Origin of the sequence: Kitasatospora sp. NPDC058046 (genome assembly GCF_042885595.1) — a bacterium.
In the GTDB taxonomy this organism is placed as follows: domain Bacteria; phylum Actinomycetota; class Actinomycetes; order Streptomycetales; family Streptomycetaceae; genus Kitasatospora.
In genome coordinates this window covers 336,624-360,017 of the sequence record NZ_JBHVRS010000007.1, presented here as the reverse complement: position 1 = coordinate 360,017, position 23,394 = coordinate 336,624, and the positions used below count along the sequence as shown (strand labels likewise).

Below are 23,394 nucleotides of genomic sequence, written 5' to 3'. Positions count from 1 at the left end.
AGGCTCCTGCTTCGTGTGCTTCGTGTCGGGTGGAGGTGACGCGGGTGGCTATCGGCCGGTGCCGCCGGCGCCGCGGCCGCGCAGGGCGGCGCGGCGGGCGCCGGCGCGCTGGCGGGCCGACTCGACCACCTCGGGGGTGGCGCCGCTGTCGTCGTCGAGCCAGCGGGCGAGGGAGGCGATGTCGCGGAAGCTGAAGAGGTCGGGCACCCGGACGCGGCGGTCGAAGCGACGGGTCATCAGCCGGGCGAGACGGATCAGCAGCAGCGAGTCGCCGCCGAGGTCGTAGAAGGCGGACTGCACGTCGATGCCCGACGGATCGAGGTCGAGCAGCTCGCCCCAGATCTCCGCCAGCGCCACCTCGGTCGGCGTGCCGGCGGCCGACCGCGGCCCGTCGGTGCCGGCGGCCGGCGGCTCGGGCAGCGCGTCGCGGTCGAGCTTCCCGCCCGGGCCCAGCGGGAGGGCGGGCAGGAAGACGAGCGTCGCGGGCACCAGGTAGTCGGGCACCTCGGCGGCGAGCCGGCCGGTGATCGCGCCCTGCAGGGCCGGGTCCAGCCGGGGGCCGTCCTGCGGCGCGCCCTCGCCGGCGGGGACGACGTAGCCGACCAGCCGGTTGCCCCGGACGGCGGCGGCGGCCTCCCGGACCTCGGGGCAGCCGGTCAGCCGGGCCTCGACCTCCTCCAGCTCGATCCGGTAGCCGCGCAGCTTGACCTGGTGGTCGGAGCGGCCGAGGAACCGGAGTTCGCCGTCCTCGGTGAACCTGACGACGTCCCCGGTGCGGTACATCCGCTCGCCGTCGCGGAACGGGTCCGGCACGAACCGCTCGGCGGTGGTGCCGGGCCGGTTGACGTAGCCGTGCGCGAGGCCGACGCCGCCGAGGTAGAGCTCGCCGGACTCGCCGGCCGGGAGCGGCCGCAGCTCGTCGTCGAGCACGTAGACCAGGTCGGTGGTGGTCGGCGGGCCGATGGTCGGCTCGTCCGTCCCGTCCTCGGGCACCAGCCCGAACGAGCAGAAGACGGTGCCCTCGGTGGGGCCGTAGGCGTTGAACACCCGGGTGGCGCCCGTCTCCCGGTAGGCCCGGTCGGCCAGCTTGCGGCGCAGCGCCTCGCCGCCGAAGACGATCGACCGCACGTTCGGGGGCAGGGCGCCGGCGTCGAGCAGGCCGTTCATGACCGACGGGACGACGGACAGGTGGGTGATCCGGTCCGCGTACCGGCTCTCCGTCAGGTGGACGGCGCTCTCGACGAGCACGACGGCGCCGCCGCGGCACAGCGCGTTGAAGACCTCCATCACGGACAGGTCGAAGCAGACCGAGCTGGCCGCCGAGACGCCGCTCAGGTCGCAGCCCTCCAGGACCCGGTCCATCTCGGCGAGCATCGCCACGGCGCCGGCGTGCCGGACGGCCACGCCCTTGGGCGTGCCGGTGGAGCCCGAGGTGTAGATGACGTACGCGGTGTCCTCGGGCACGACCGCCACGGGCTCGGCGCCGGGCTCGGTGATCGTGGTCCCGCCGAGCACGACCACGGTCGGGCCGGGCGGGCAACTGGCCCGGGACGCGGGCGTGGTGAGCAGCAGCCGGGTCCCGCTGTCCTCGACCATGAAGGCCAGCCGGTCGGCGGGGTAGTTCGGGTCCAGCGGCAGGTAGCAGGAGCCGGTGCGCAGGGCCGCCAGGACGGCGACGAGCAGGTCGGGGGTGCGCTCGACGCAGATGCCGACCGGGACGCCCGGGCCCGCGCCGTCGGCGAGGAGCCGCTCGGCCAGCTCGCGGGACCGCTCGTTCAGCTCGCCGTAGGTCAGCACGCCGGCGTCGGAGTAGACCGCGGTCGCGTCGGGGTTCTTGACCGCCTGGGCGATGAACTCGGAGTGCAGGGTTTCGGTCACTGCTCTGTCTCCTTGGGGAGGCCGGCCGGCGCGATGTCGCCGAGGGCCTGGTCGGGTCGGGCGATCGAGTCGAAGAGCACGGTGCGGTACAGCGCGAGCAGGGCCGTCACGGTCTGCCTCTCCAGGTAGCCCGGTTTGAACTGGACGTGGCCGGCCACCCGGCCGTCGATGTCGGCCATCGAGATCTCCAGGTCGAACTTGGCGAGGTGCCTGCGCACCTGGAGCGGCTCGAGCGGCAGCGCGGCGTCCGGGGAGAGCGTCTCGCCGACGCCGTGGAAGAGCTTGACGGAGCGGGGGAAGGCGTCCGAGGAGAGCCAGTTCACCACCACGTCGAACCATGGGGAGCGGCCCTCGGCGCGCGGCGGCTTGAGCTGGGCGGCCAGCAGGTCGAGGGGGTAGTTCATGTGCTCCAGGAGGCCGAGCGAGAAGGCGTGGACCTCGCGCAGCAGCTCGCGGAAGCTGCGGTCCCCGGCGGGGTTCGCCCGGACCAGCACGGTGTTGAGGTAGTAGCCGATCGCGGACTCCCAGCCGGGCTCGGCCCGTTGGGCGATCGCGGTGGCCAGCACCGAGTCCTCCGTCCCGGCCGCGCGGTTGAGCGTGGCGAAGAACCCGGCCAGCACGACGGTGCTGATCGACACGCCCTCGCGCACCGCGAACTCCCGCAGCAGGCGGGTCTCCTCGGCGCTCCAGCGGAACGCGAGGTCGCGGCCCTCGTAGGTGACGCCCGGCGGCCGCTCCTTGCTGGACAGGTCCAGGTGGGCGGGCGGGTCGGCGAGCTTCTCCGACCACCAGTCCAGCGCCGCCTCCGCGGCCGGCCCGGCCAGCCACTGCCGCTCCCACTCGACGAACTCGGTGTACGGGGCGACCGGAGCGCGGCCGGCCGGGTCGGCGCCCTCGTAGAACTCCTGGAGCTCGCGGATCATGATGTCGGCCGAGGCCGCGTCCGAGGCGATGTGGTGGACCAGCACCATCAGGAAGTGGTCGGACGGGCCGCGCCGCATCAGGACGACCCGCACCAGCGGACCGTTGTCCATGTCCAGCGGCTCGTGCCCGTACCGGGCCAGTTCCTCGCGGGCCTCCTCGTCGTCCAGGTCGGCGGTGTCCACCACGAGGAACTCGTACACCGGCTCGTCCAGGACGACCTGGTACGGGCGGCCGCCCGCCTCCACGTAGAGGGTGCGCAGCGCGGGGTGCCGGTCGAGCACGGCCAGGACGGCGCGCTCCAGGGCGTCCTCGTCGACCGCCGTCCGGATCCGGGCGGTCACCATGTAGTTGTAGGGCACGGCGTCCGGCGCGATCATCTGCATGAACCAGAGCGAGGCCTGGCCGTGCGAGGCCGGCGCCAGTTCGAGGCCGAGGCCTTCGGCGCGCAGCTGCTCCGACGCCGGCGTGTCGGTGGCCTCCAGCAGGCCGCGCGCGTCCAGCTCCTCCAGCAGCTCCTCGGCGTCCAGTTCGGACAGGTCCTCCAGGAAGGACCGCGCAGGCTCGGGCGTGGGCGTGGGCGTGGGCGTGGGCGCCTGGACCGCCTGGGGCGGCTGCGGGGCGGGGGCGGGAGCGGCCGGTCCGTCGGCGAGCCCGACGAAGTGGCCGACCACCTCGGCGATGGAGCGCCCGTCCAGGAACACCACCGGCGAGACCCGGTGCCCGAGGACCGCCTGCATCCGGTTGACGAGGCGGATCGCGAGCATCGAGTCGAGGCCGAAGTCGCGCAGGCCGGCGCCGGCGTCGAACCGGCCCGCCGGTACGCCCAGCGCGTCGGCGAGTTCGGCGAGGACGACCTCCGCCACCGGCCGCTCCGCCACGGGGGCCTGCGCCGGGTGTGCCGCGACCGGTTCGGCGACGGCGGCGACGGCGGCGGCCGGGGCCGGGGCGGGCTCGCGGCGGGGCTCGGAGTCGATCCAGTAGCGCTCCTTCTGCCACTGGACGAGCGGGGTCTCCACCACCTCGACGTCGTCGCCGAACAGTGGGTCGAAGGTCAGCGGCAGGCCCCTGACGAACAGTTCGGCGGCGGCGCCCAGCAGGCAGCGGAGGTCGCTCTCCCCGCGCCGCATCGAGTTGACCGCGTGCACCCGGACGCCCCGGGACAGTCCGGTCTCCTCGACCGCGCCGCGCAGCGTCTCGTGCGGGCCGATCTCGATGAAGGTGGAGACGCCCCGGTCGACGAGCGCGGCGGTCGCCTCGGCGAACCGGACCCGGTCGCGCAGGTTGCGCACCCAGTAGTCGGCGTCGACGACCGGGTTCACCGCGCCGGCCAGGGCGGTGGAGTGGAAGTCGATGCCGGGCGTCAGCGGGGTGACGGACTCGAGGCGCTCACGCAGCGGGCCGGTCAGCGCGTCCATGCCGGGGCTGTGCATCGGCCGTTCGACCCGGAGCCTCCTGGCCGTGATCCCGTCCCGGCCGAGGTCGGCCGCCAAGGCGTCGAGGGCCTCGCGCGGGCCGGAGACCACCGTGCTGGTGGGGCTGTTGACGGCCGCGACGGCCGCCTGCCCGGCGTAGGCGGCGAGCCGGGGCAGCAGCTCCGCCTCCGGCAGGTCGACCGAGAGCATCGCACCCGCGGCGGCCTCGTGTTCGAGCAGTTGTGAGCGGGCGACCACGACCTTGGCGGCGTCCTCCAGGGACAGCGCGCCGGCCACGCAGGCGGCCGCGACCTCGCCCAGGCTGTGCCCGACCACGGCGGCCGGCTCGACGCCGAGTCCGAGCCAGACCTTCGCCAGCGAGACCTGGAGGGCGAACAGCACCGGCTGCTGGACGTCCAGTTCCTCGTACCGGGCCTGCCCGTCCGGGGCGGTGAGCCGGTCGAGCACCGAGCCGCCGCCGGCCGCGCGCACGGCGTCGTCGCAGGCGTGCATCCACCGCCGGAAGCCGGCGTGCGAGCGCAGCAGTTCGCGGCCCATGCCGGCCCAGTGGGTGCCGGTGCCGGAGAACACCAGCGCCACCCGCCGGTCGGCGGTGCCGGAGACCGTGCCGGTGACGGCGTCGGGGTGCGGCCGGCCGTCGGCGATCCGGGCGAGCCCGTCCAGGACGTCCTGCCGGTCGCGGGCGAACAGGGCGATCCGGTGGGCGTGGTGGGTGCGCCGGGCGGCGAGGGTGTAGGCGAGGTCGGAGACCCGCAGGGCCGGGTCGCGTTCGACGTGGTTGGACAGCGCGCGGCAGGTGTCGGCCAGCGCGTCCGCGGTCCGGGCCGTGACGGGGACCAGGTGCACCCGGTCGGCCGCCGCGGCCTCGCCGCCGCCCGGTACGGCGTGCCGTCCGCGGTCGCCCGCGAGGAAGGGGTGGGCGGCGACGGGGAGTCCGGCCGCGTAGAGGGCGCCGAGCGAGCCGAGCAGGGTGGCGGCCTCGTCGGCGCCGCGCCGCAGCGAGGGCAGGGTGGTGACGGCCGGCAGGATCTCCGACACCGACTTGAGCAGCAGGGGGTGGGGGCTGAGCTCGACCACCGCGTCGACGTCGTGGTCGCGCAGCCTGGTCAGGGCGTCGACCACCCGGATCTCCCGGCGCAGGTTGTCCGCCCAGTAGTCCGGCCCGAGCTCCGCGCCGTCGACCGGCTCGCCGGTGACCGTCGAGATCATCGGGACGCGGGCGGTGCGCGGCCTGATGCCGTCCAGCTCGGCCTTCAGCGGGGCGAGGACGTGGTCGACCAGCGGCGAGTGCGGGGCGTGGCCCATCCGCACCCGGTGGTTGACGACGCCGGCGTCGGTCAGCCGCCGGACGAGGTCGTCGATCTCCTGCGGGGTGCCGGTGACCAGGGTGGAGCTCAGGCCGTTGTGGCCGGAGAGGGTGAGCCCGCCGGTCAGGTGCGGCCGGACCTCGTCCGCGGGGGTCATCACCACGATGCCCTCGCCGCGGCCGACGGCCAGCTGCTGGAGGAGCCGGCCGTGGTGGGCGGCCAGCCGGGAGGCGTCCTCGAAGTCGAGCGCGCCGGCGATGTGCGCGGCGGCGAACTCGCCGACGCTCTGCCCCACCACGACGTCCGGCTCCACGCCCAGCGAGCGCCAGGTCTCGGCCAGCGCGACCTGGAGGGAGAACAGCAGCGGCTGGAAGACGTCCATGTCGTCGAGGCGGCCGTCCGGGTCCATCAGCTGCTCCACGAGCGAGAAGCCCAGCAGCTCCCGCATCCGCTGGTCGGACCTCGTCATGGAGCGGCGGAACTCGGGCCGGCCGGCGAGCAGTTGGCGGCCCATGCCGACCCACTGCGAGCCGTTGCCGGAGAACAGGAACGCCACCCGCGGCCGGCCGGGCCGCTCCCCGACCTCCCCGACGCTCAGGCCGGGGGCCGTGGTGCCGGCGGCGAAGGCGTCCAGGCCGGTGCGGAGTTCGGCCATGTCGCGGGCGGTGGCCGCGAGCCGGAACCGGCCGTCGCCGGGCGTGCGGCGGCAGAGCGCGCGCAGGTCGGTCGCGTCCCGCGACTCCAGGGCCCGCTCGGCCAGCTCCGCGGGGGAGTCCGCGGCCAGCAGCAGCAGCGAGGCCTCGGGGCGCGGCAGTTCCTCGACGGCGATGTGGCAGATCGCGCCGCCGAAGCCGAAGGAGCTGACGCCGCCCCGGCGGGCGTCGGAGCGGCGCGGCCACGGCGTCAGCCGGTCCTGGACGGTGAGGTTGTACGCGTCGAACAGGATCTGCGGGTTGGGTGCGCTGTAGTGCAGGCTCGGCGGCAGGACGCCGTTGCGCATCGACAGCGCGAGCTTGGCCAGGCCGACGATGCCGGCCGCCGCCTCCAGGTGCCCGACGTTGGACTTGACGGAGCCGATCCTCAGCGGCGCCGCGCGGTCGGCGCCGCCCAGGACCGCGCCGACGGCGTTGGCCTCGATCGGGTCGCCGAGGGGCGTCGCGGTGCCGTGGCACTCGATGTAGTCCACGAGGTCCGGCGCGATGCCCGCCCGCTGGTACGCGGTGCGGAGCATCTTCTCCTGTGCCTGCGGGTTGGGCGCCGTCATCCCGTTGCTGGGACCGTCGTTGTTGGAGGAGCTGCCCTTGATGAGGCAGTACACCGGCAGGTCGCGCTCCAGTGCCACGCTCAGCGGGGCGAGCACGACGACGCCGGCGCCCTCGCCGCGGGTGGTGCCGTTGGCCCGGGCGTCGAAGGTCTTGCAGCGGCCGTCGGGGGAGATCGCGCCGAGCTGGTCCATGGCGGTGTAGTAGTCGGGGACGAAGCTGAGGTTGACGCCGCCGGCCAGCACCAGGTCGCTCTCGCCCAGCTGGATCGACTGGCACCCGACGTGCACCGAGACCAGGGATCCGGCGCAGGCGGCGTCGATCGCCATGCTGGGGCCCTGGAGGCCGAGGACGTAGGAGACGCGGTTGGCGATGATGCCGTCGTGGATGCCGGTCGCGGTGTGCGGGGTGATCTGGGCGTCGGGGCCGCGGTAGTGCGCCAGCGCGGCGTAGTCGTTCCAGCAGGAGGCCATGAACACGCCGGTGTCGGTGCCGACGAGGCTGTCCGGCGCGATGCCCGCGTCCTCCAGCGCCTCCCAGCACAGCTCCAGGACGAGGCGCTGCTGCGGGTCCATCTGGACGGCCTCGCGGGGCGAGATGCCGAAGAACAGCGGGTCGAACCGGTCGATGCCGTCGATGAACCCGCCCCAGCGCACCCGGTCGCCCAGCAGCTCGCGGCGGGCGGCCGGCACCGGTCCGACGGCGTCGCCGCCCTCGACCAGCAGCCGCCAGAACGAGGACGGGTCCGGTCCGCCGGGGAAGCGGCAGCCGATGCCCACGACCGCGACCGGCTCGTGCGCGGGCTTGCGGCGCTCGGCGCCGGGGGCGGGCCCGGCGGCGCGCGGACCGTCGACGAGGGCACGGGCCAGTCCGTCCAGGGTCGGGTACTGCCACATCCAGGTGGCCGGGACCTGCCAGCCGAGGTACTCGGACAGGGAGGCCGCGAGGTTCACCGACTTCAACGAGTCCAGCCCGTACCGGTGCATGGGCGCCCGGAGGTCCACCGAGGCCGCGGACACGTCCGACAGCTCGGCGAAGCGGGACAGCAGGAAATCCGTGACGTCGGTGATGTCTCGCGCTGCGCGCTCGTGGGGCATGGCGACTCCCTCAGCAGGGCGGATGGAATGGAGGACGGGGCTTCGCGGCCGGCCGGTCGGGGGGGACGCCGATTTCAGGGCAGCCGGGAGCAGGGGGGCGGGGCACGGCGGGATCCGTCCTCCGCGCCGGGGGCCGTCGCGGAATCGGCGGGGCGGCGTGCGGACGGTGCCGGTGTTTCCGGAGTTCGCGCTCGACGTGAACGGGAAGTCCGGTGAAGTGAACGGGAAATCCGGTGGAGCGAACGAAAAGCGGGGCGGGGCGGAGTGGAGGGTGGGCGGCGTCGGGGCAGCGCCGGTCAGCCTGCCGGCACGGCAGTAGGTCTGTACATGACATGCATGGACGTGCGGTCGGGCAGCGCTGCTCCTCTCGCGACAGGAGGAAGGACTCGGGGTGCCGACCGCGCGGCGCGGCGGGACGGGGTGAGGGTCGGGTCTTCGGGGGTGCTTGAGTGGTCGCCGTTCAGCGGCTCACTGATCAGCGGCACACTGTGGAATTCTGGCCGACGCGTTCGGCTCCTGCCGGTCGGGCTGCCGGCCACTTCCGCTGCTGAGAATTCCGCAGCGCGGGTATGTTCATCCGCCCTCGGGGTGCGGAGAGATGTGTCGACTACGCGTTCATCGATTCAAGGATCGCGTATTTCGACGGCCGGATGAAGCGCTGGCGGGATTTGATCGACAAAGTGTCCGATTCGATCTCCTCGATGCAACAGATGTACGAATGTGTGATGGGTGCCGCCGTCGGGTAGAGGTCGACGGAAATCGAATGACCTGGGGAAGGGCCGACTGCCGGTACCATGCGCGCCGGGCGGGGTGGACAGCGGATGAGCGATCAATGCAAGCTGACCGCATGGCAGTTGAGAATCTTGATGCATCGTCAGCCAGTGCCGACAGCTCCTTAGTAAGGTCCCTCCCGCGGCGCCGTGCGCTCGGCCGCGAGCTCCCGGGCGGGCCCGCATGACCGCCACCGTGGTCGAGTCGGCCCGCCGGCCGGGGCTGGCGCTCGGCGTGCTGGCCGGGGCGTTCGCCCTGGACGTGAGCGGTCTCGGCGTGCTCAACGCCGCCCTGCCGTCCGTCGGAGAGCGCTTCGACCTGGGGGAGACCACGCTCCAGTGGGTGATGACCGCCTACGCCGTCACCTTCGCCGGCTTCCTGCTGGTGGGCGGCCGGCTGGCCGACGTCCTCGGGCGGCGGCGGGTGTTCGAGGTCGGCGTCGCCCTGTTCACCGTGTCCGCACTGGTCGGGGCGGTGGCCCCGAACACCGTCACGCTGCTGGGCGCGCGCGCCGTCCAGGGGATCGGCGCCGCCCTGTCGGGGCCGGCCGCGCTGGGCCTGCTCACCGCGCTCTTCCCGGTCGGCCCGGCCCGCAACCGGGCGATCAGCGTGTACACGGCCGTCGGCGCCGTGAGCTTCAGCGGCGGAGTGCTGCTGGGCGGCGTCCTGACCCAGTTCTTCGGCTGGCGTTCGGTGCTCTGGTTCTCGGTGCTGATCGGGGTCGGCGTGCTGGCCGCGACCCGCGTCGGACTGCCCGACGGCGCCGGTCACCGCGGCCGGCTGGACTTGCCCGGCGCGATCACCGGCACCCTCGGCCTCACCCTGCTCGTGGTCGGCGTGAGCAGCAGCGGCGCGACGGCGTGGACCGTCCTGGCCGCCGCGGCGGTCTCCCTGGTGCTGTTCGTCGTCCGGGAGCACCGCACCGCCGACCCGGTGCTCCCGCTCGGCCTCTTCCGGATCGCCTCGGTGCGGGACGCGAGCCTGTCGGCGTTCCTCCAGTACACGGGCTCGATCGGGATGCTGTTCTTCGCCCCGCTGTACCTCCAGGGGATGCTGCACTACTCGCCCTCCGAGTCCGGCCTGGCGCTGGTGCCGATGTCCCTGGCGGTGTTCCTCACCGCCAACTTCGTCACCGGCCGGCTGCTGGCCACGTACTCCCCGCGGACGCTGATGGCCGTCGGCCTGGTCCTGATCGGCGTCGGCACCGGGCTGTGGCTGGGCACGCCGCAGGACGGGAACTACGTGCTGCACGTGCTGCCCGGCCTGGTGGTCAGCGGCATCGGCCAGGGGCTGAACTTCCCCTCGATGACCACGGCCGGGCTCTCCGGTGTCCCGGAGCAGCAGCACGCCGTCGCGGGCGCGGTGAACGTCGTGACGCAGCAGATCGGCGCCAGCGCGGGCGTGGCGGTGATGGTCCTGGTCGCGGGGACCAGTTCGGACCAGCTCGGCGGCTACCACCTCGCCTACGTCACCGCCGCCGTCGCCTGCGTGCTGGGCGCGGCCGTCATCGCGGTGCGGCGGAAGGCCTGAGGGGTCCCGCCCGGTCGAAGGCCGGAGCGGCCCGCCGAGAGGCGGCCCCGGGGTGCGCGCCGCACACCGGGGCCGCCTCTCGCCCGCTCAGGCGTCGGCGTCCGTGGAGGAGCGCACCACCAGCTGCGGCGCGAAGCGCTCCACCCGCTCCGACCGTTCACGGGCCGGGGACTGAAGGAGGGTCAGGGCGCGCTCGGCCATGGCGGTCAGCGGGTGGCGGATCGAGGTGATGGGCGGGTCGAGGAGTTCGAGCATCTCGGTGTCGTCGAAGCCGGTGACGGCGATCCGGCCGGGGACGGGGATCGCCGAGCGCTGCAGGGTGCTGACCAGCCCCACCGCGAGGACGTCCGCCCCGCAGACCACGGCGTCGATCCCGGCGTGCTGTTCGGCGATCCGGCGGCCCGCGGTGCGCCCGGCGTCGGTGGTGAAGCTGGGCAGCAGGACGGTGGTGGCGTCGGCGCCGCGGGCCCCGGTGAAGGCGGCGAGGCGCTCCGCGCCGGAGGAGGACGCCTGGTCGGCGGCGACCAGGGCGATCCGGTGGCGGCCGAGGCCTTCGAGGTGGTCGAGGAGCAGCCGCATCGCGGCGGTGTTGTCGAGGGTGACGGCCACGGTGCCGGAGCCGGTGGCCCAGCGGTCGAACAGGACGACCGGGGTGCGCTGGGCGGCGGCCCGGACGGCGGGGCCGGACGCGCCGGCGGAGACCGGGACGACGAGCAGCCCGTCGACCCGGCCGCCGAGCAGGGTCTCGATCTGCTCGGCCTCGACGGCGGTGTCGTTGGCGGCGTCGGAGACCACCAACTGCCCTCCGGCGGCGCGGACTTGCTGGGCGAGGGCGTCGGCGAGCTGGACGAAGTACGGGTTGGCGAGCGAGGGGACGACCACGCCGATGGTGCCCGTGGTGCCGGTGCGCAGCGCCCGGGCGGAGTGGTTGGTGCGGTAGCCGAGGTGCCGGGCGGCCTCCTCGACGCGGCGGGCGAGTTCGGGGTCGACGTTGCGCTGGGTGCCGGCCAGGACGCGTGAGGCGGTCGCGCGGGAGACACCGGCGGCCGCGGCCACGTCGAGGAGTCGGGGCGCTGTCACGTAGGGCGGTCCTTCGCGGTCGGGAACGGGCTCGGCTGAGCTCGCGGAATACGCAGCACGAGGGTACTTGACGGTTCCGGGGGCCTGGTCCACAGTGTGGGAGATCGATCTCCCAAGGAGTGCAGATGCCGCCCATCACCGTCGTCGGTTCGATCAACCGCGACCTCGTCCTGACCGTCGAGGACCTGCCGCGACCCGGCGAGACCGTGCTCGCGCGGGGCTTCGTGGAGGGCGTCGGCGGCAAGGGCGCCAACCAGGCCGTCGCGGCGGCCCGGCTCGGCTCGCGGGTGCGGATGGTCGCCCGGGTCGGGCCGGACGCCGACGCCATCCTGCGGGCGCTCGCCGCCGAAGGGGTGGACGTCGGGGCCGTGCGTCCGGCACCCGAGAGCACCACCGGGATCGCCTCGGTGGTGGTCGACCGGGCCGGCGAGAACACCATCGTGGTCAACCCGGGCGCCAACGCCGAACTGTCCGTCGCGGACCTGCCGCAGCGGCTGGCCCGGTCCGCGGGCGAGGTGGTCCTGGTGCAGCACGAGATCACCGCCGAGGTGGTCGCCGCCGCCGTGCTGCGGGCCCGGGAGCAGGGCGGCACCGTCGTCCTCAACCCGGCCCCGGCCCGCCCGGTCGCCCCGGAGGTGCTCGCCGCCGTCGACGTCCTCGTCCCCAACCTCGGCGAACTCGCCGCCCTGCTCGGCGCGGAGCCGCCCGCCGGCCCCGACGGGGCGCGCGAACTGCTGGAGCGGGCCGCCCTGCCCTGCCGGGCGGTCGTGGTGACGCTCGGCGCGGACGGGGCGCTGGTCAAACAGCCCGGCCGTCCCGCCGTGCACCTGCCGGCCCCCGTCGTGGACGCCGTCGACACCGTCGGCGCCGGCGACACCTTCTGCGGAGCCCTCGCCGACTCCCTCGCCCGCGGCGCCGACCTGCTCGCCGCCGCCGAACGGGCCGTCCGCGCGGCCTCGTTGGCCGTCACCGGGCTCGGCGCCCAGTCCGCCATGCCCTCCGCGGCGCAGCTCGACGCGGCCGCCGGCCCCCTCGGCGCACCCGCCCCGCTCCCCGACGCGACCAGCGCGGTCCTCGACGCCCCCGCCGTTCCCGTAGCACCCTGACGGTCCCCGGCCCCCACGCCCGGTCCGCTCAGCACCCAGGTTCCCCCGCACCACCAGTTCAACGGAGAACACCCCATGCGCAACCTCAAGCTCGGACTGTTCGAGAACGCCCAGACCAACGCGAGCGGCACCGCCACCTGGCGCCACCCCGACAGCCGCCGGCACCTGTTCGACACCCTCGGGTACTGGCGCGACATCGCGCGGATCTGCGAGGACGCCAAGCTTGACTTCCTGTTCCTGGCCGACGCCTGGGGCTGGTCGGAGATCGGCGGGGTGCGCCCGCCGATCGCCACCGAGGAGACCCTCGACCTGCCGCGCCTGGACCCGTTCGTGATCGCCTCGGCCCTGCTCGCGAGCACCACCGACCTCGGCCTGGTGGTGACCGGCTCGGTGCTGGTCGAGCCGCCGTACGCCTTCGCCCGCCGACTCGCCACCCTGGACCAGCTCTCCGGCGGCCGGCTCGGCTGGAACATCGTCACCACCGGCACCGCCGACACCGCCGTCAAGGCCTTCGGGATGGACATGGTGGCGCACGACGACCGGTACCGGATGGCCGAGGACTTCCTCGACCTGGTCTACAAGTACTGGGAGGGCTCCTGGGAGCCCGACGCCCTGGAGAAGGACAAGGCCGGCCGCTTCGCCGACCCGGCCAAGGTCCACCTGGTCGAGCACGACGGCCCGTACTTCCGCTCGCAGGGCTACGGCAACACCGCCCGCTCCCCGCAGGGCACCCCGGTGCTGTTCCAGGCCGGCGCCTCCCCGGCCGGGCGCCGCGTCGGCGGGCGGCACGGCGAGTGCATGTTCGTCGGCAGCGGCACCGTCCAACAGCTCGCCGGGCACACCGCGGCGATCCGCGAGGAGGCCGTCCGGGCCGGCCGCGGCGCCGACGAGGTCAAGGTGATGTCGGCCTTCTCCTGCGTGATCGGTGCCACCACCGCCGACGCCGAACGCCGCTGGCAGCGCGTCCTGGACGCCCAGCGCCCGGAGGTCACCGTCGCCAGCTACGCCATGTTCACCGGCCTCGACCTGTCCTCGTACGCGCCGGACACCCCGATGGCGGAGCTGTCCACCGAGATGTCGCAGACCCAGGTCGCCCGGTTCGCCGACAAGACCGTCGGCGACGTGCTCGCCGACTGGCACACCCACGGCGTCGGCGCCCGCCCGGTGGTCGGCACCGCCGAGGAGATCGCCGACGAGATCTGCGCCCTGGCGGAGGGCGCCGACCTGGACGGCTTCCTGCTCTCGCCGACCGTCCAGCCCGCGTCCACCGTCGAGTTCGTCGAGTCGGTGCTGCCGATCCTGCGCGCCCGCGGCGTCTTCCGCGGCGAGTACGCGGAGGGCGAGTCGCTGCGCGAGCGGCTGACCGGCGCGTCCGACCGGGCGCTGCCGGCCAGCCACCCGGCCGCGCGGTACCGGCACTGACCCCCCCCGCACCGGCGACGAGAGGACGGCGACGACCATGGTCACTCCCGCCCACCACCCGACCGAGGCCGCGGCGAGCGCCGCGGAGCAGCCGAACAGTACGGAGCTGGACGGCGCGGCGCTGCGCCAGGCGTTCGGGGCCTACCCCACCGGGGTGGTCGCGCTCGGCGCGCTGCGCGACGGCGAACCGGTCGGGCTCGCGGTCAGCTCCTTCGTGTCGATCTCGCTGGAGCCGCCGATGGTCGCGGTCAGCGTGGCCCGCACCTCCACCACCTGGCCCCGGCTGAGGGAGGCTCCGGAGCTGGGGCTGAGCGTGCTCAGCCGCGGCCAGGGCGCGCTCTGCCGGCGGCTCGCCTCCCGCGCGGGCGACCGCTTCGACGGCACCGGCTGGCAGGCCACGCCGGACGGCGCGGTGCTGATCCACGACGCGGCGCTCTGGCTGACCGCCCGGGTGCACGCGGTGTACGACGGCGGCGACCACGAGATCGTCCTGCTGGAACTGCTCACCGTCGAGCTGTTCCCCGGAGTGGAGCCGCTGGTCTTCCACACCAGCCAGTTCCGTGAGCTCACCCCCCATGGCTGACACCCCGACGGCCCCCCTGTCCGGCACCGTGGTGCACGGTGCCGGCCGAGGGAGGGGGCTGGGCTTCCCCACCGCCAACATCGCCCCCGACCCCGGCACCCCCGCCCCGCCGCCCGCGATCTACAGCGGCTGGCTGGCCCGCCGCGCGAGCGGCACCGTGCACCGCGCGACGATCAGCGTCGGCACCAACCCCACCTTCTGCGACACCTCCGAGATCCACACCGAGGTGTACTGCCACGACACCCCGGGCGACCTGTACGGCGAGCGCGTCGAGCTCTGGTTCGTCGCCCGTATCCGGGGCACCGAGCGGTTCGCCTCCGTCGACGAGCTGCTGCTCGCCGCCCGGGAGGACGTCCGCCGCTCCGAGGCCCTGCTGGACTCCGAGCACGGACGGCACGTGCTCGCCGTCCTCTCCTGAAGCGCCTCTCCGGAACCGTTCTCTCCGGAACCGTTCTCTCCGGAACCGTTCTCTCCTGAACCGTTCTCTTCTGATCCGCCCGCACCACCTCTTCGCACCGTCCTTCACCTGCCCGGCGCGCGCCCCCGCTTCCCCCGCGACCCCGCGTCCCGCGCCACGAGCCCGGTCGGCCCCGCACCCCCCGCTTCGGCGGGGCCGACCGCCCCTTCCCCCACCTCGCTCCGCACGAACAAAGGTGTGAGTCATGAGCGCGTTCCACTGGTTGAACGAGCAGTTCGACTTCTTCGGCCTCCCCGTCTACTGGTCCGACTTCCTGGGCAACATCCTGGCGCTCGCCACCGTCTGGCTCGCCCTGCGGCGCTCGCTGGTGGCCTGGCCGGTGCAGATCCTCGGCTCGGTGCTGCTGCTGATCGCCAGCCTGAACGTGCACCTCGGCGGCAACGCCGCCCGGCAGATCGTCATCATCGTCTCGGCCTCCTGGGGCTGGGCGACTTGGAAGCGCAGCCGCGAGCAGGAAGGCACCATCAACGTCCGCTGGGCGTCGTGGCAGGAACGCGCCGTGCTGGCGGCCGCGATGGTGGCGGGGACGGCCGCGTTCGGCGCGGTGCTGAAGGGGACGGACGCCTCGTTCTACCCCGGGGCGCCGTGGTGGATGGTCCTCGCGGACGCCTGGATCTTCGTCGGCTCGATCCTCGCCATGTACAGCCAGGCCCGCCGCTACGTGGAGTTCTGGTTCGTCTGGCTGGCCGTCGACCTGGTGGGCGTGCCGCTCGCGGTCCACTCCGAGCTGTACTTCTCCGGCATCGTCTACGGGATCTTCTTCGTGATGGTGGTGCTCGGCATCCGCGACTGGGCGTCCCGCAGCGGGCCGCAGGAGATCGCCTCGCCGCTGGAGCCCGCCGTCCTGGTCGAGGGCCGGGACGAAGGCCGCGCGGGTGAAGGTGCCAACTCCAGGGTCACCAAGACCAACTGATGGTTCGTCATGAACCTGTACGCGACCGCCCGGCCCGGGTCGCACCCCGCGAGGTGCGACCCGGGCCGGGCGGTCGGCGGTCAGGCGCCGGCGGAGGCCAGGCGGGCGTGGCGGCGGGCGGTCGCCTCGGCCGGGTCCAGGACCGGGACGGCGGTCAACAGGCCCTTGGTGTAGGCGTGCTGGGGGGAGTCGTACACCGTGTCGGCGTCGCCCTGTTCCACGATCCGCCCGGCCCGCATCACCGCGACCCGGTCGCTCACCTGCCGGACCACGGCGAGGTCGTGGGCGATGAAGACCAGCGCGAGGCCGAGGTCGCGCTGCAACTCGCCGAGCAGCTCGACCACCTGGGCCTGGGTGGTGACGTCCAGCGCGGAGACCGGTTCGTCGCAGACGATCAGCCGCGGTCGGGGCGCCAGCGCGCGGGCGATGCCGACCCGCTGTCGCTGCCCGCCGGAGAACTCGTGCGGGTAGCGGTGGTACCAGTCGGCGTCGAGCCCCACGCGTTCGAGGAGTTCGCCGACCTGGCTGCGGATGCGGCGCTCGTCGCTCTCCCCGGCGATGCGCAGCGGGTCGGCGATGGACTCGCCGATGCTGCGGCGCGGGTTGAGCGAGGACACCGGGTCCTGGAAGACCATCTGCAACTCCCGCCGGATCGGGCGCAGTTCCTTCTCCCCGAGCGCTCCGATGTCCCGGCCGCGGTAGTGCAGCCGGCCGCCGGTCGGCTCCAGCAGCCGGACGAGCATCCGCCCGAGCGTGGTCTTCCCGGAGCCGGACTCGCCGACCACGCCCAGCGTCTCGCCGGCCCGTACGGTGAGCGAGACGCCGTCCACGGCGGTCACCGGGCCGGTGCGCCGGGTGAGGCCGCCGCGGGTGGCGAACTCCCGGCGCAGGTCGACGGCTTCGAGCAGGACCTCGTCCCCGGCGGGCCCAGCCGGCTTGGCCGACCTGGCCGGCTCGGCCGGCTCGGCGGGCGCGTCGACCCGGGGCACCGCCGACAGCAGCGCGCGGGTGTACGGCTCGCGCGGAGCGCCGAGCACCTCGGCGACCGGCCCGTGCTCCACGGCCCGGCCGTCCTTCATCACCAGCACCCGGTCGACGCTCCCGGCGACCACGCCCAGGTCGTGGGTGACCAGGACCAGCCCGGCGCCGGTCTCGGCCCGCAACTCGTGCAGCAGGTCGAGGATCTGGGCCTGGACGGTGACGTCCAGCGCGGTCGTCGGCTCGTCGGCGACCAGCAGCCGCGGCTCGCAGGCCAGGGCCATCGCGATCAGCACCCGCTGGCGCATGCCGCCGCTGAACTCGTGCGGACGCGACCGCGAGCGCCGCGCGGCGTCGGCGATGCCCACGCGGTCGAGCACCTCGACGGCCCGGGCCCGGGCGGCCCGGCGGGAGACGTCCCGGTGCACCCGTACGACCTCGGCGATCTGGTCGCCCACCGCGTAGTACGGGTCGAGGGCGGAGAGCGGGTCCTGGAACACCATGGCGGCCAACCCGCCGCGCAGGCACCGGAGTTCGTCGCCCTCGGCGGTGACGGCGTCGACGCCGGCGACCCGCACCGAGCCGCCGATCCGGGCGCCGGTGCCGCGGTGCAGGCCGAGCAGCCCGTAGGCGACGGTGCTCTTGCCGGAGCCGGACTCGCCGACGATGCCGAGCGCCTGCCCGGCCTCCATGGTGAAGCCCACGCCGTCGACGGCGCGGACGTGGCCGTCGCCGACCGGGAAGTCGACGACCAGGTCCCGGACGTCGACCAGGGCCTCGCCCCGGGCTTCGGCGGCCAGGGGCTCGGGGCCCCGGGGGCCGGGGCTCGGGGGTTCCGGGTTCAGGGGCTCCGGGCTCAGGGTTCCGGCGCTCACGTCAGGACCACCCTTCGGTCGGTCACCGCGTAGAGCACGTCCGCGATGACGTTGGCGAGGACCACGAAGAACCCGGTGACGAGGGTGAGGCCGACGACGGTCGGCAGGTCGATCAGGCCGACCGAGGTGACCAGCAGCTTGCCGAGCCCCGGGAGGCCGAAGAGCGACTCGGTCAGCACGGCGGACCCGAACATCGTCCCGAGGTCGATGGCCGTCAGCGCGATCACCGGGGTGAGCGCGCCGCGCAGCGCGTGCCTGGTCACCAGGTGCCGCTCGCTGACGCCGTACGCCCGGAAGGTCCGGATGTGGTCGTCGGCGAGGGTCTCCAGCATGGAGGAGCGGGTCAGCCGGGCGTACTTCGCGGACTCGATGAGCGCCAGCGAGACCCAGGGCAGCAGCAGTCCCCAGAACCACTGCTGCGGGTCCTCGGTGAGGGGCACGTAGCTCGGGAACGGCAGCCACTGGAGCTGGGCGCACAGGACGATGAGCAGCACCAGGCCGATGACGAAGACCGGGATGGAGCTGCCGGCCAGCGTCAGCGCGGTCAGCAGCCGCTCGCTGAGCCGGCCCCGGCGCAGCGCGGAGACCAGCCCGGTGCCGACCCCGAGGACCAGCCAGAGCACCATCGCGCCGAGCGCCAGCGAGGCCGTCACCGGGAGCCGGGCGGTGATCATGTCGGTGACCTGCTCGCCGCTGCGGTAGGAGATGCCCAGGCAGGGCGCCTGGCAGTGCAGCAGGCCCGTCCCGGCGCTGAAGTCGCGGCCGGCGACGACGCCCTGGAGGAAGTGGGCGTACTGGAGGTAGACGGGCGCGTCGAGGCCCAGCCGTTCGCGCACCTGGGCGACCTGGGCGGGGCTGCACTTCTCGCCGCAGGCGAGCTGGGCCGGGTCGCCGGGGGCGATGTAGAAGACCGCGTAGACGACCAGGGAGAGGACGAGCAGGACGCCGAGCATGCCGACGGCCTTGCGGAGCAGGAAGCGGGTCATGCGGTGGCCTCCTCGGAGGGGCCCCGGCCCGTGCTCGACGGACCGGCGCTCGACGGAACGGCACCCGAGGGGCCGGCCTTCGACGGACCGGAGCCGCCGCGCGCCGTACCGACCCGCAGCCGGGAGGCCGCACGGGGGTCGAGCTCGGTGCGGACGGCGTCGCCGAGCACGGTGAAGGCGAGCACGGTGGTGAACAGCAGCGCGGAGGGGAGCAGCACGTACATCGGGTCCGCGCGGAACCAGGTGGTCGCCCCGGAGAGCATCTGGCCCCACGAGGAGGTCGGCGGCTTGACGCCCACCCCGAGGAAGGACAGCCCGGCCTCGGCGACCACGTTGGACGGCAGCAGCACCGCCGCGTAGGTGATGACCGGCGCGGCCAGGGACGGCAGCAGCTCCCGGCGGGCGATCCGCCACCGGGTGGCGCCGGCCAGCCGGGCCGCGGCCACGTAGTCGAGCTGCCGGAGGCTGAGCGTCTGCGCCCGGACTACCCGTGCGGTGCCGGCCCAGCCCAGCAGCCCGATGACCAGGGTCAGCAGCAGCGGGCGGGGGAAGCCGGGGGGCACGACCGCCATCAGCGAGATGGCGAAGACCAGCGTGGGCAGCGCGAGCATCACCTCGGTGGTGTTGCCGATCAGCTGGTCGAGCCACCGGTTGCCGAGGCCCGCGGCGAGGCCGAGCAGGACGCCGATCGCGACCTGGACGAGGGTGGCGCCGACGGCGACGAGCAGCGAGATCCGGGCGCCGTGCACCAGTCGGGCGAACACGTCCCGTCCGGTGCCGGGTTCGACGCCGAGCCAGTGCTCGGCGCTGACGCCGCCGAAGGAGCCGGTGGGCACCCCGCCGGCCGCCGAGTCGAGCAGGTCGTTGTGGTAGCTGGTGGGGTCCTGGCCCTCGATCGCGCTGAGCAGCGGTGCCGCCGCGGCGATCAGGACGAGCAGGACGATGACGAGGCCGGCGGTGAGGGCGGCGCGCCGCGCGAGCAGCCGCCGCCACACCTGTGGTCCCCCGGCGGCCGGGGAGGCCGCGGGGGCCTCCCCGGCTCGGGGTTGCTGTGGAGCCATGGTTGTCCGATCGATCCGTCCGGTCCCGTCCGCTACTTGACCGCGACCTGGGAGATGTCGAGGACGCCGGTCCAGTCGCTGATGACGATGTTGCGGACGTCCTTGCCGGACAGCCGCTTGTAGACGGGGTGGAACAGCGGGACGGTGAGGGCCTGGTCGCCGATCCGCTTGTCCAGGGCGCCCCAGCGCTTGGCGGCCTCGGCGTGATCGGTGATCTTGTTGATCTGGTCGATCTCGTCGTTCACCGAAGGGTCGTCCAGCTGCGCGGAGTTGAAGTTGTAGCCGTCGGTGACGATCTGCCGGCCGTCGAAGATCGGGGCCAGGAACGGGCCGCCGGACGGCCAGTCGGCGCCCCAGCCGGAGAGGAAGAGGCCGGGCTCGGTGCCGACGGTGTGGATCGTCTTGGAGTACCGGGTGGAGTCCAGGGCCTCCAGCTGGACGGTGATCCCGGCGGCCTTCAGGCCGTCCTGGACGGCGGCGGCCAGGTCCGGGCCGTAGCCCTTGCCGGTGGCGCTGGAGTGGGTGAGCGTGATGGTCAGGCCGTCCGGGTAGCCGGCCTCCTTCAGCAGCTCCCTGGCCTTCGCCGGGTTGCCCGTGGCACCGGCCGGGAACGGGTCGTACGGCGTGTGCCCGAAGGTCTCCTGGGCGGGCAGGTAGGTGGTGGCGGCCTCGGCGAGCGAGGAGCCGCCGGCCGCGTTGACGACCGAGGTGCGGTTGATCGCGTAGGCGACGGCCTGCCGGACCTTGGGGTCGTCGAAGGGCTTGACCTTCGGGTTGAACGCCAGGTAGTTGACGTAGCCGAAGTGGCCGGTGCCGACGCGCGCGGCGAGCGACTTGTCGTCCTTCACCTGGGCGAGCTCGGAGGGGCCGAGGTTGGTGTCGGTGGTGACGGCGGCCGCGTCGGCGCCGGTGCCGGCGGAGAGCCGCTGGTTGATCACCGCCGGGTCGAGCCCGGACTGCACGTCGATGGTGTCCGGGTACGCCTTGCGCTGGTCGTCCGTCGCCGCCGACCAGTTGGGGTTGCGCTTGAGGACGAGGTGGGCGCCGTCGTTCTCGTTCTTGACGACCTGGTAGGGGCCGGAGGAGACGGGGTGCTCCTGGTACTTCGTCCCGGTGTCCTTGGCCTTCGGGACGGGGGCGAACTGCGTCTGGGTGGCGAGGTACGGGAAGTCGCCCTCGGGCTTGTTGAGGCGGAAGACGATGGTCTTCTCGTCCGGCGTCTCGATGGCGTCCAGACCGCGCGCGTCCTTGTACGGGCCCTGGTAGTCCGCGGCGCCGACCAGCCAGTCCCTCAGGAACGGTGCACCGCCCGAGAGTTCGGGGGCGAATGACCTTTCGATGCCGTACTTGATATCGGCCGTGGTGATCGGCGAACCGTCCTCGAACGTCAGGCCGTCCTTGAGGTGGTACGTCCACACCGTCGCGCCCTCCGACGGGGTGCCGGTGTCGGTGGCGAGGTCCGGGACGACCTTGGTGCCGGCCGCGCCGTCGGCCCGGTTGCGGGTGGTGAGGGTGCGGAAGACCAGGGAGGGGACGTTGCCGCCGCCGGAGGTGTAGAGCCGCGCGGGGTCGAACTGGTCCTGCGGGTTCTGGTTGAGGACGGTGAGGGTGCCGCCCTGCTGCGGCGCGGCGTCCTTGCCGGAGCCTCCACCGCCGTCGGCCTTCGGTCCGCACGCCGCCAGCCCGACGACCAGTGCGACGGTGACGGTCGCCGTGGCGAGGCGGCGAGGGGTGAAGGTGGTGGTTCGAGACATCGGAAAGGGGGCCTTTCGCTACCGATGGTGTACGGAGGAAGGCGGGCGACAGTGAGGCCTGGGGAAGTGAGCGGCACCGCGCCCGCAGCAGGGGGCGACGCCCCGACGCGGCGATCACCGCTAAACGCGTCGGGACAGGGAGGATTCAGCGACAGAGATTGTCGGAAACGCAGTGCGCGGCCACGCCGATCAGCGCCAGCTCGATGGCGGCGCACGTGATCGGGTGACGGTCAGACATGCCGAGAAGAATGTATGACGATAAGGAGGATGTCAAAAAGCCCGACCACCATTCGGACAACACGTGAACACCGCGAACACCGGGGGCACCGGGAACACCACGAACACCGCGAACACCGGGAATGTCCGCGACGTATCGGTGGGATGGCCGATGTGCGCGGGTGGGGGGCGTGGCCGGTTCACATTTCGCCGTCGACGCCCCCACCCGGGCCCGCGGCCCTCGGCTCGAGGACGCCGACGGCCCTGCCGCGCCCGCCGTCGCGCCCCGGCCGATCAGATCTCGGAGCGGGCGGTGGCCGTCAGCGGGGCGAAGGTCTGGCGGAGGTCGACGACGGTGGTCGGGCCCTTCACCCAGGCGAGCGGGGCGTGGTGCACCCGGACCCCGGCCGGCTCCTGGAGCAGCGCCTCGCCGGCCGCGTTCCGCGGCCACTCCACCGACCCGGTGGCGGTCCGGGCGGGGACCAGCCAGTAGTCCCCCCGGGTGTAGGCGCCGCCGGGCCGGAAGTACACCTGGACGCCGTCCTCCAGGTCGAGCCAGGCGCCCTCCGCGAGCTGCAGGGCGCCGCCGGCCAGGGGCAGGGCGTCCCGGCCGCGGGCCTCCCGGTGGTCCCAGCGGCGCAGGAAGGGGTGGAGCTCGGACAGCCGCCCGACCCCCGGGACCGGCTCGGCGGACAGCCGCACCCGGCGGCCCGGCAGGTCGATCTCCTCCACCTGGAGCAGGTTCGCCGCCTCGTCCCGGCTGACGTACGCGCTGTCCGCGACCTCGACCCGGTCGCCCACCGAGAGGCCGAGCTTGTCGTCGTCGCCCAGCGTGTCCAGGGCGACCCAGACGCCCTCGACCGAGGCGATCGGGAGGACGACCGAGCCGTTCTCCCGGGACCACTTGAAGGTGGCGCCGCCCTCGGCCGAACCGCCGTGGTGGACCTCCACCCGGTACAGCTGGTTCTCCGGGCCCCGGTAGCCGGCCTCGGGGTGCGCCAGGCACGGGTCCTCGCCGGCCCGCTCCGGCCGCCGGGCCCGCGCGGCCAGCCAGGAGGAGGGCCGTTCGCGGGGCGCGGCCCAGGCGTCGAAGGCCTCCAGCACCCGGGACGGACCGCCGTCCGGCACGTTCAACTCCGAGGCGGGAAGGGCCAGTACCTGCCAGACGACCTTGGCCCGGGCCGCCGTGTCGGGCATCGCCGCGCCGAGCGCGACCTCGCGGATCTCCGGGTCCTCCACGGCGGTGACACTGCGCTCCCAGACCTTCAGGTAGACCAGGAACGGGAACGCGTCGGGCAGCCGGTCGCCGGGGCGCTCCTGGTCCCGGTAGGCGTCCGGCTGGTCCCAGTACGTCCAGCCGGCGGGCGCCTCCCGGGTCTCGGCGCCCCAGACGCCGTCGTCGGGCACGGCGGTGCCGGGCCCGGGCCGGTCGGCCTCGCACAGGACGCCGTCCACGTAGTACCGGCCGCCGCCGATGGCGAGGTCGTCCAGGTCGTGGTTGCCCGGCAGGTAGCCGATCGCGAACCCGGCCGCGCCGGCGGGCCCGCCGCGCCGGCCGATCAGGTCGGTGGCGAGCGTGCGCAGCTGGTGGCGCTCGATCGCGGCCTGCTCGTTGGCGTCGGCGTCGAGCTGGACCCGGCCCTGCTGGGTCAGCACCGCGGAGTAGTGCCTGCCGGGCCGGAAGGTCAGGCGCGAGAAGTCTGCGTGCACGGGGTCCCTCTCACAGTCAACGGTCTTCAG

At 74.0% G+C, this 23,394-nt stretch carries 15 protein-coding genes; 6 read left to right on the top strand and 9 right to left on the bottom strand.

Annotated features, from left to right (window positions below):
• Positions 1 to 48 precede the first annotated feature (48 nt).
• A complete protein-coding gene (locus ACFVU7_RS17840) occupies positions 49 to 1,878 on the bottom strand; it encodes an amino acid adenylation domain-containing protein (RefSeq protein ID WP_388045880.1) in 1,830 nt (609 codons plus the stop codon).
• Positions 1,875 to 7,901 carry an acyltransferase domain-containing protein gene (locus ACFVU7_RS17835; protein ID WP_388045878.1) on the bottom strand — a complete coding sequence of 2,009 codons (6,027 nt, stop codon included), beginning with the start codon at positions 7,899 to 7,901 and terminating at the stop codon, positions 1,875 to 1,877. The genes ACFVU7_RS17840 and ACFVU7_RS17835 overlap by 4 nt, the downstream gene beginning before the upstream one ends.
• 954 nt (positions 7,902 to 8,855) lie before the next feature.
• Between ACFVU7_RS17835 and ACFVU7_RS17830 the strand changes: the two genes are divergently transcribed.
• Complete coding sequence (locus ACFVU7_RS17830) at positions 8,856 to 10,202, top strand: MFS transporter (RefSeq protein ID WP_049651517.1); 1,347 nt, start codon at positions 8,856 to 8,858, stop codon at positions 10,200 to 10,202.
• Positions 10,203 to 10,289: 87 nt separating this feature from the next.
• On the opposite strand, the gene ACFVU7_RS17825 is transcribed toward ACFVU7_RS17830, so the two are convergent.
• Positions 10,290 to 11,282 (bottom strand): LacI family DNA-binding transcriptional regulator, encoded by a 993-nt coding sequence (locus tag ACFVU7_RS17825; protein WP_049651518.1) that lies wholly within the window; start codon positions 11,280 to 11,282, stop codon positions 10,290 to 10,292.
• 125 nt (positions 11,283 to 11,407) lie between these two features.
• On the opposite strand from ACFVU7_RS17825, the gene ACFVU7_RS17820 reads away from it, so the two are divergent.
• The 5 genes from ACFVU7_RS17820 (at position 11,408) to ACFVU7_RS17800 (ending at position 15,784) form a co-directional block, all read left to right on the top strand.
• Positions 11,408 to 12,388 (top strand): ribokinase, encoded by a 981-nt coding sequence (locus tag ACFVU7_RS17820; protein ID WP_082345694.1) that lies wholly within the window; start codon positions 11,408 to 11,410, stop codon positions 12,386 to 12,388.
• A gap of 75 nt (positions 12,389 to 12,463) precedes the next feature.
• Positions 12,464 to 13,810: an NtaA/DmoA family FMN-dependent monooxygenase gene (locus ACFVU7_RS17815; RefSeq protein WP_074006037.1), complete on the top strand. Its 1,347-nt coding sequence runs from the start codon at positions 12,464 to 12,466 to the stop codon at positions 13,808 to 13,810.
• A gap of 37 nt (positions 13,811 to 13,847) precedes the next feature.
• Positions 13,848 to 14,393: a flavin reductase family protein gene (locus tag ACFVU7_RS17810; protein ID WP_388045876.1), complete on the top strand. Its 546-nt coding sequence runs from the start codon at positions 13,848 to 13,850 to the stop codon at positions 14,391 to 14,393.
• Positions 14,386 to 14,811 carry a riboflavin kinase gene (locus tag ACFVU7_RS17805; RefSeq protein WP_074006036.1) on the top strand — a complete coding sequence of 142 codons (426 nt, stop codon included), beginning with the start codon at positions 14,386 to 14,388 and terminating at the stop codon, positions 14,809 to 14,811. Before ACFVU7_RS17810 ends, ACFVU7_RS17805 begins: the two co-directional genes overlap by 8 nt.
• Positions 14,812 to 15,055: 244 nt before the next feature.
• Positions 15,056 to 15,784 (top strand): nicotinamide riboside transporter PnuC, encoded by a 729-nt coding sequence (locus ACFVU7_RS17800; RefSeq protein WP_388045874.1) that lies wholly within the window; start codon positions 15,056 to 15,058, stop codon positions 15,782 to 15,784.
• An 80-nt stretch (positions 15,785 to 15,864) separates the two neighbouring features.
• Here the strand turns inward: ACFVU7_RS17800 and ACFVU7_RS17795 are convergent, their stop codons facing one another.
• The 6 genes from ACFVU7_RS17795 to ACFVU7_RS17770 form a co-directional block, all read right to left on the bottom strand.
• Complete coding sequence (locus ACFVU7_RS17795) at positions 15,865 to 17,562, bottom strand: ABC transporter ATP-binding protein (protein ID WP_388045904.1); 1,698 nt, start codon at positions 17,560 to 17,562, stop codon at positions 15,865 to 15,867.
• Positions 17,563 to 17,633: 71 nt separating this feature from the next.
• Positions 17,634 to 18,623, bottom strand: coding sequence for an ABC transporter permease (locus ACFVU7_RS17790; protein ID WP_049651523.1), 990 nt, complete (start codon positions 18,621 to 18,623; stop codon positions 17,634 to 17,636).
• The gene (locus tag ACFVU7_RS17785; protein ID WP_387823752.1) at positions 18,620 to 19,684 is read right to left on the bottom strand and encodes an ABC transporter permease; all 1,065 of its coding nucleotides are present in this window, start codon (positions 19,682 to 19,684) and stop codon (positions 18,620 to 18,622) included. The genes ACFVU7_RS17790 and ACFVU7_RS17785 overlap by 4 nt, the downstream gene beginning before the upstream one ends.
• Before the next feature lie 32 nt (positions 19,685 to 19,716).
• Positions 19,717 to 21,438 carry an ABC transporter substrate-binding protein gene (locus tag ACFVU7_RS17780; protein ID WP_388045872.1) on the bottom strand — a complete coding sequence of 574 codons (1,722 nt, stop codon included), beginning with the start codon at positions 21,436 to 21,438 and terminating at the stop codon, positions 19,717 to 19,719.
• A gap of 145 nt (positions 21,439 to 21,583) precedes the next feature.
• Positions 21,584 to 21,676, bottom strand: a complete 93-nt coding sequence (locus ACFVU7_RS17775) for an Ms4533A family Cys-rich leader peptide (RefSeq protein ID WP_310593099.1) — start codon at positions 21,674 to 21,676, stop codon at positions 21,584 to 21,586.
• A 272-nt stretch (positions 21,677 to 21,948) separates the two neighbouring features.
• The gene (locus ACFVU7_RS17770; protein WP_388045870.1) at positions 21,949 to 23,364 is read right to left on the bottom strand and encodes a DUF6519 domain-containing protein; all 1,416 of its coding nucleotides are present in this window, start codon (positions 23,362 to 23,364) and stop codon (positions 21,949 to 21,951) included.
• Between the last annotated feature and the right edge of the window lie 30 nt (positions 23,365 to 23,394).

What these genes read in the sequence shown, in the direction of transcription:
- ACFVU7_RS17835 (WP_388045878.1), bottom strand. Translation starts at nt 7,901, where the DNA reads ATGCCCCACGAGCGCGCAGCGCGAGACATCACCGACGTCACGGATTTC.
- ACFVU7_RS17830 (WP_049651517.1), top strand. Translation starts at nt 8,856, where the DNA reads ATGACCGCCACCGTGGTCGAGTCGGCCCGCCGGCCGGGGCTGGCGCTC.
- ACFVU7_RS17820 (WP_082345694.1), top strand. Translation starts at nt 11,408, where the DNA reads ATGCCGCCCATCACCGTCGTCGGTTCGATCAACCGCGACCTCGTCCTG.
- ACFVU7_RS17815 (WP_074006037.1), top strand. Translation starts at nt 12,464, where the DNA reads ATGCGCAACCTCAAGCTCGGACTGTTCGAGAACGCCCAGACCAACGCG.
- ACFVU7_RS17810 (WP_388045876.1), top strand. Translation starts at nt 13,848, where the DNA reads ATGGTCACTCCCGCCCACCACCCGACCGAGGCCGCGGCGAGCGCCGCG.
- ACFVU7_RS17805 (WP_074006036.1), top strand. Translation starts at nt 14,386, where the DNA reads ATGGCTGACACCCCGACGGCCCCCCTGTCCGGCACCGTGGTGCACGGT.
- ACFVU7_RS17800 (WP_388045874.1), top strand. Translation starts at nt 15,056, where the DNA reads ATGAGCGCGTTCCACTGGTTGAACGAGCAGTTCGACTTCTTCGGCCTC.
- ACFVU7_RS17790 (WP_049651523.1), bottom strand. Translation starts at nt 18,623, where the DNA reads ATGACCCGCTTCCTGCTCCGCAAGGCCGTCGGCATGCTCGGCGTCCTG.
- ACFVU7_RS17785 (WP_387823752.1), bottom strand. Translation starts at nt 19,684, where the DNA reads ATGGCTCCACAGCAACCCCGAGCCGGGGAGGCCCCCGCGGCCTCCCCG.
- ACFVU7_RS17780 (WP_388045872.1), bottom strand. Translation starts at nt 21,438, where the DNA reads ATGTCTCGAACCACCACCTTCACCCCTCGCCGCCTCGCCACGGCGACC.
- ACFVU7_RS17775 (WP_310593099.1), bottom strand. Translation starts at nt 21,676, where the DNA reads ATGTCTGACCGTCACCCGATCACGTGCGCCGCCATCGAGCTGGCGCTG.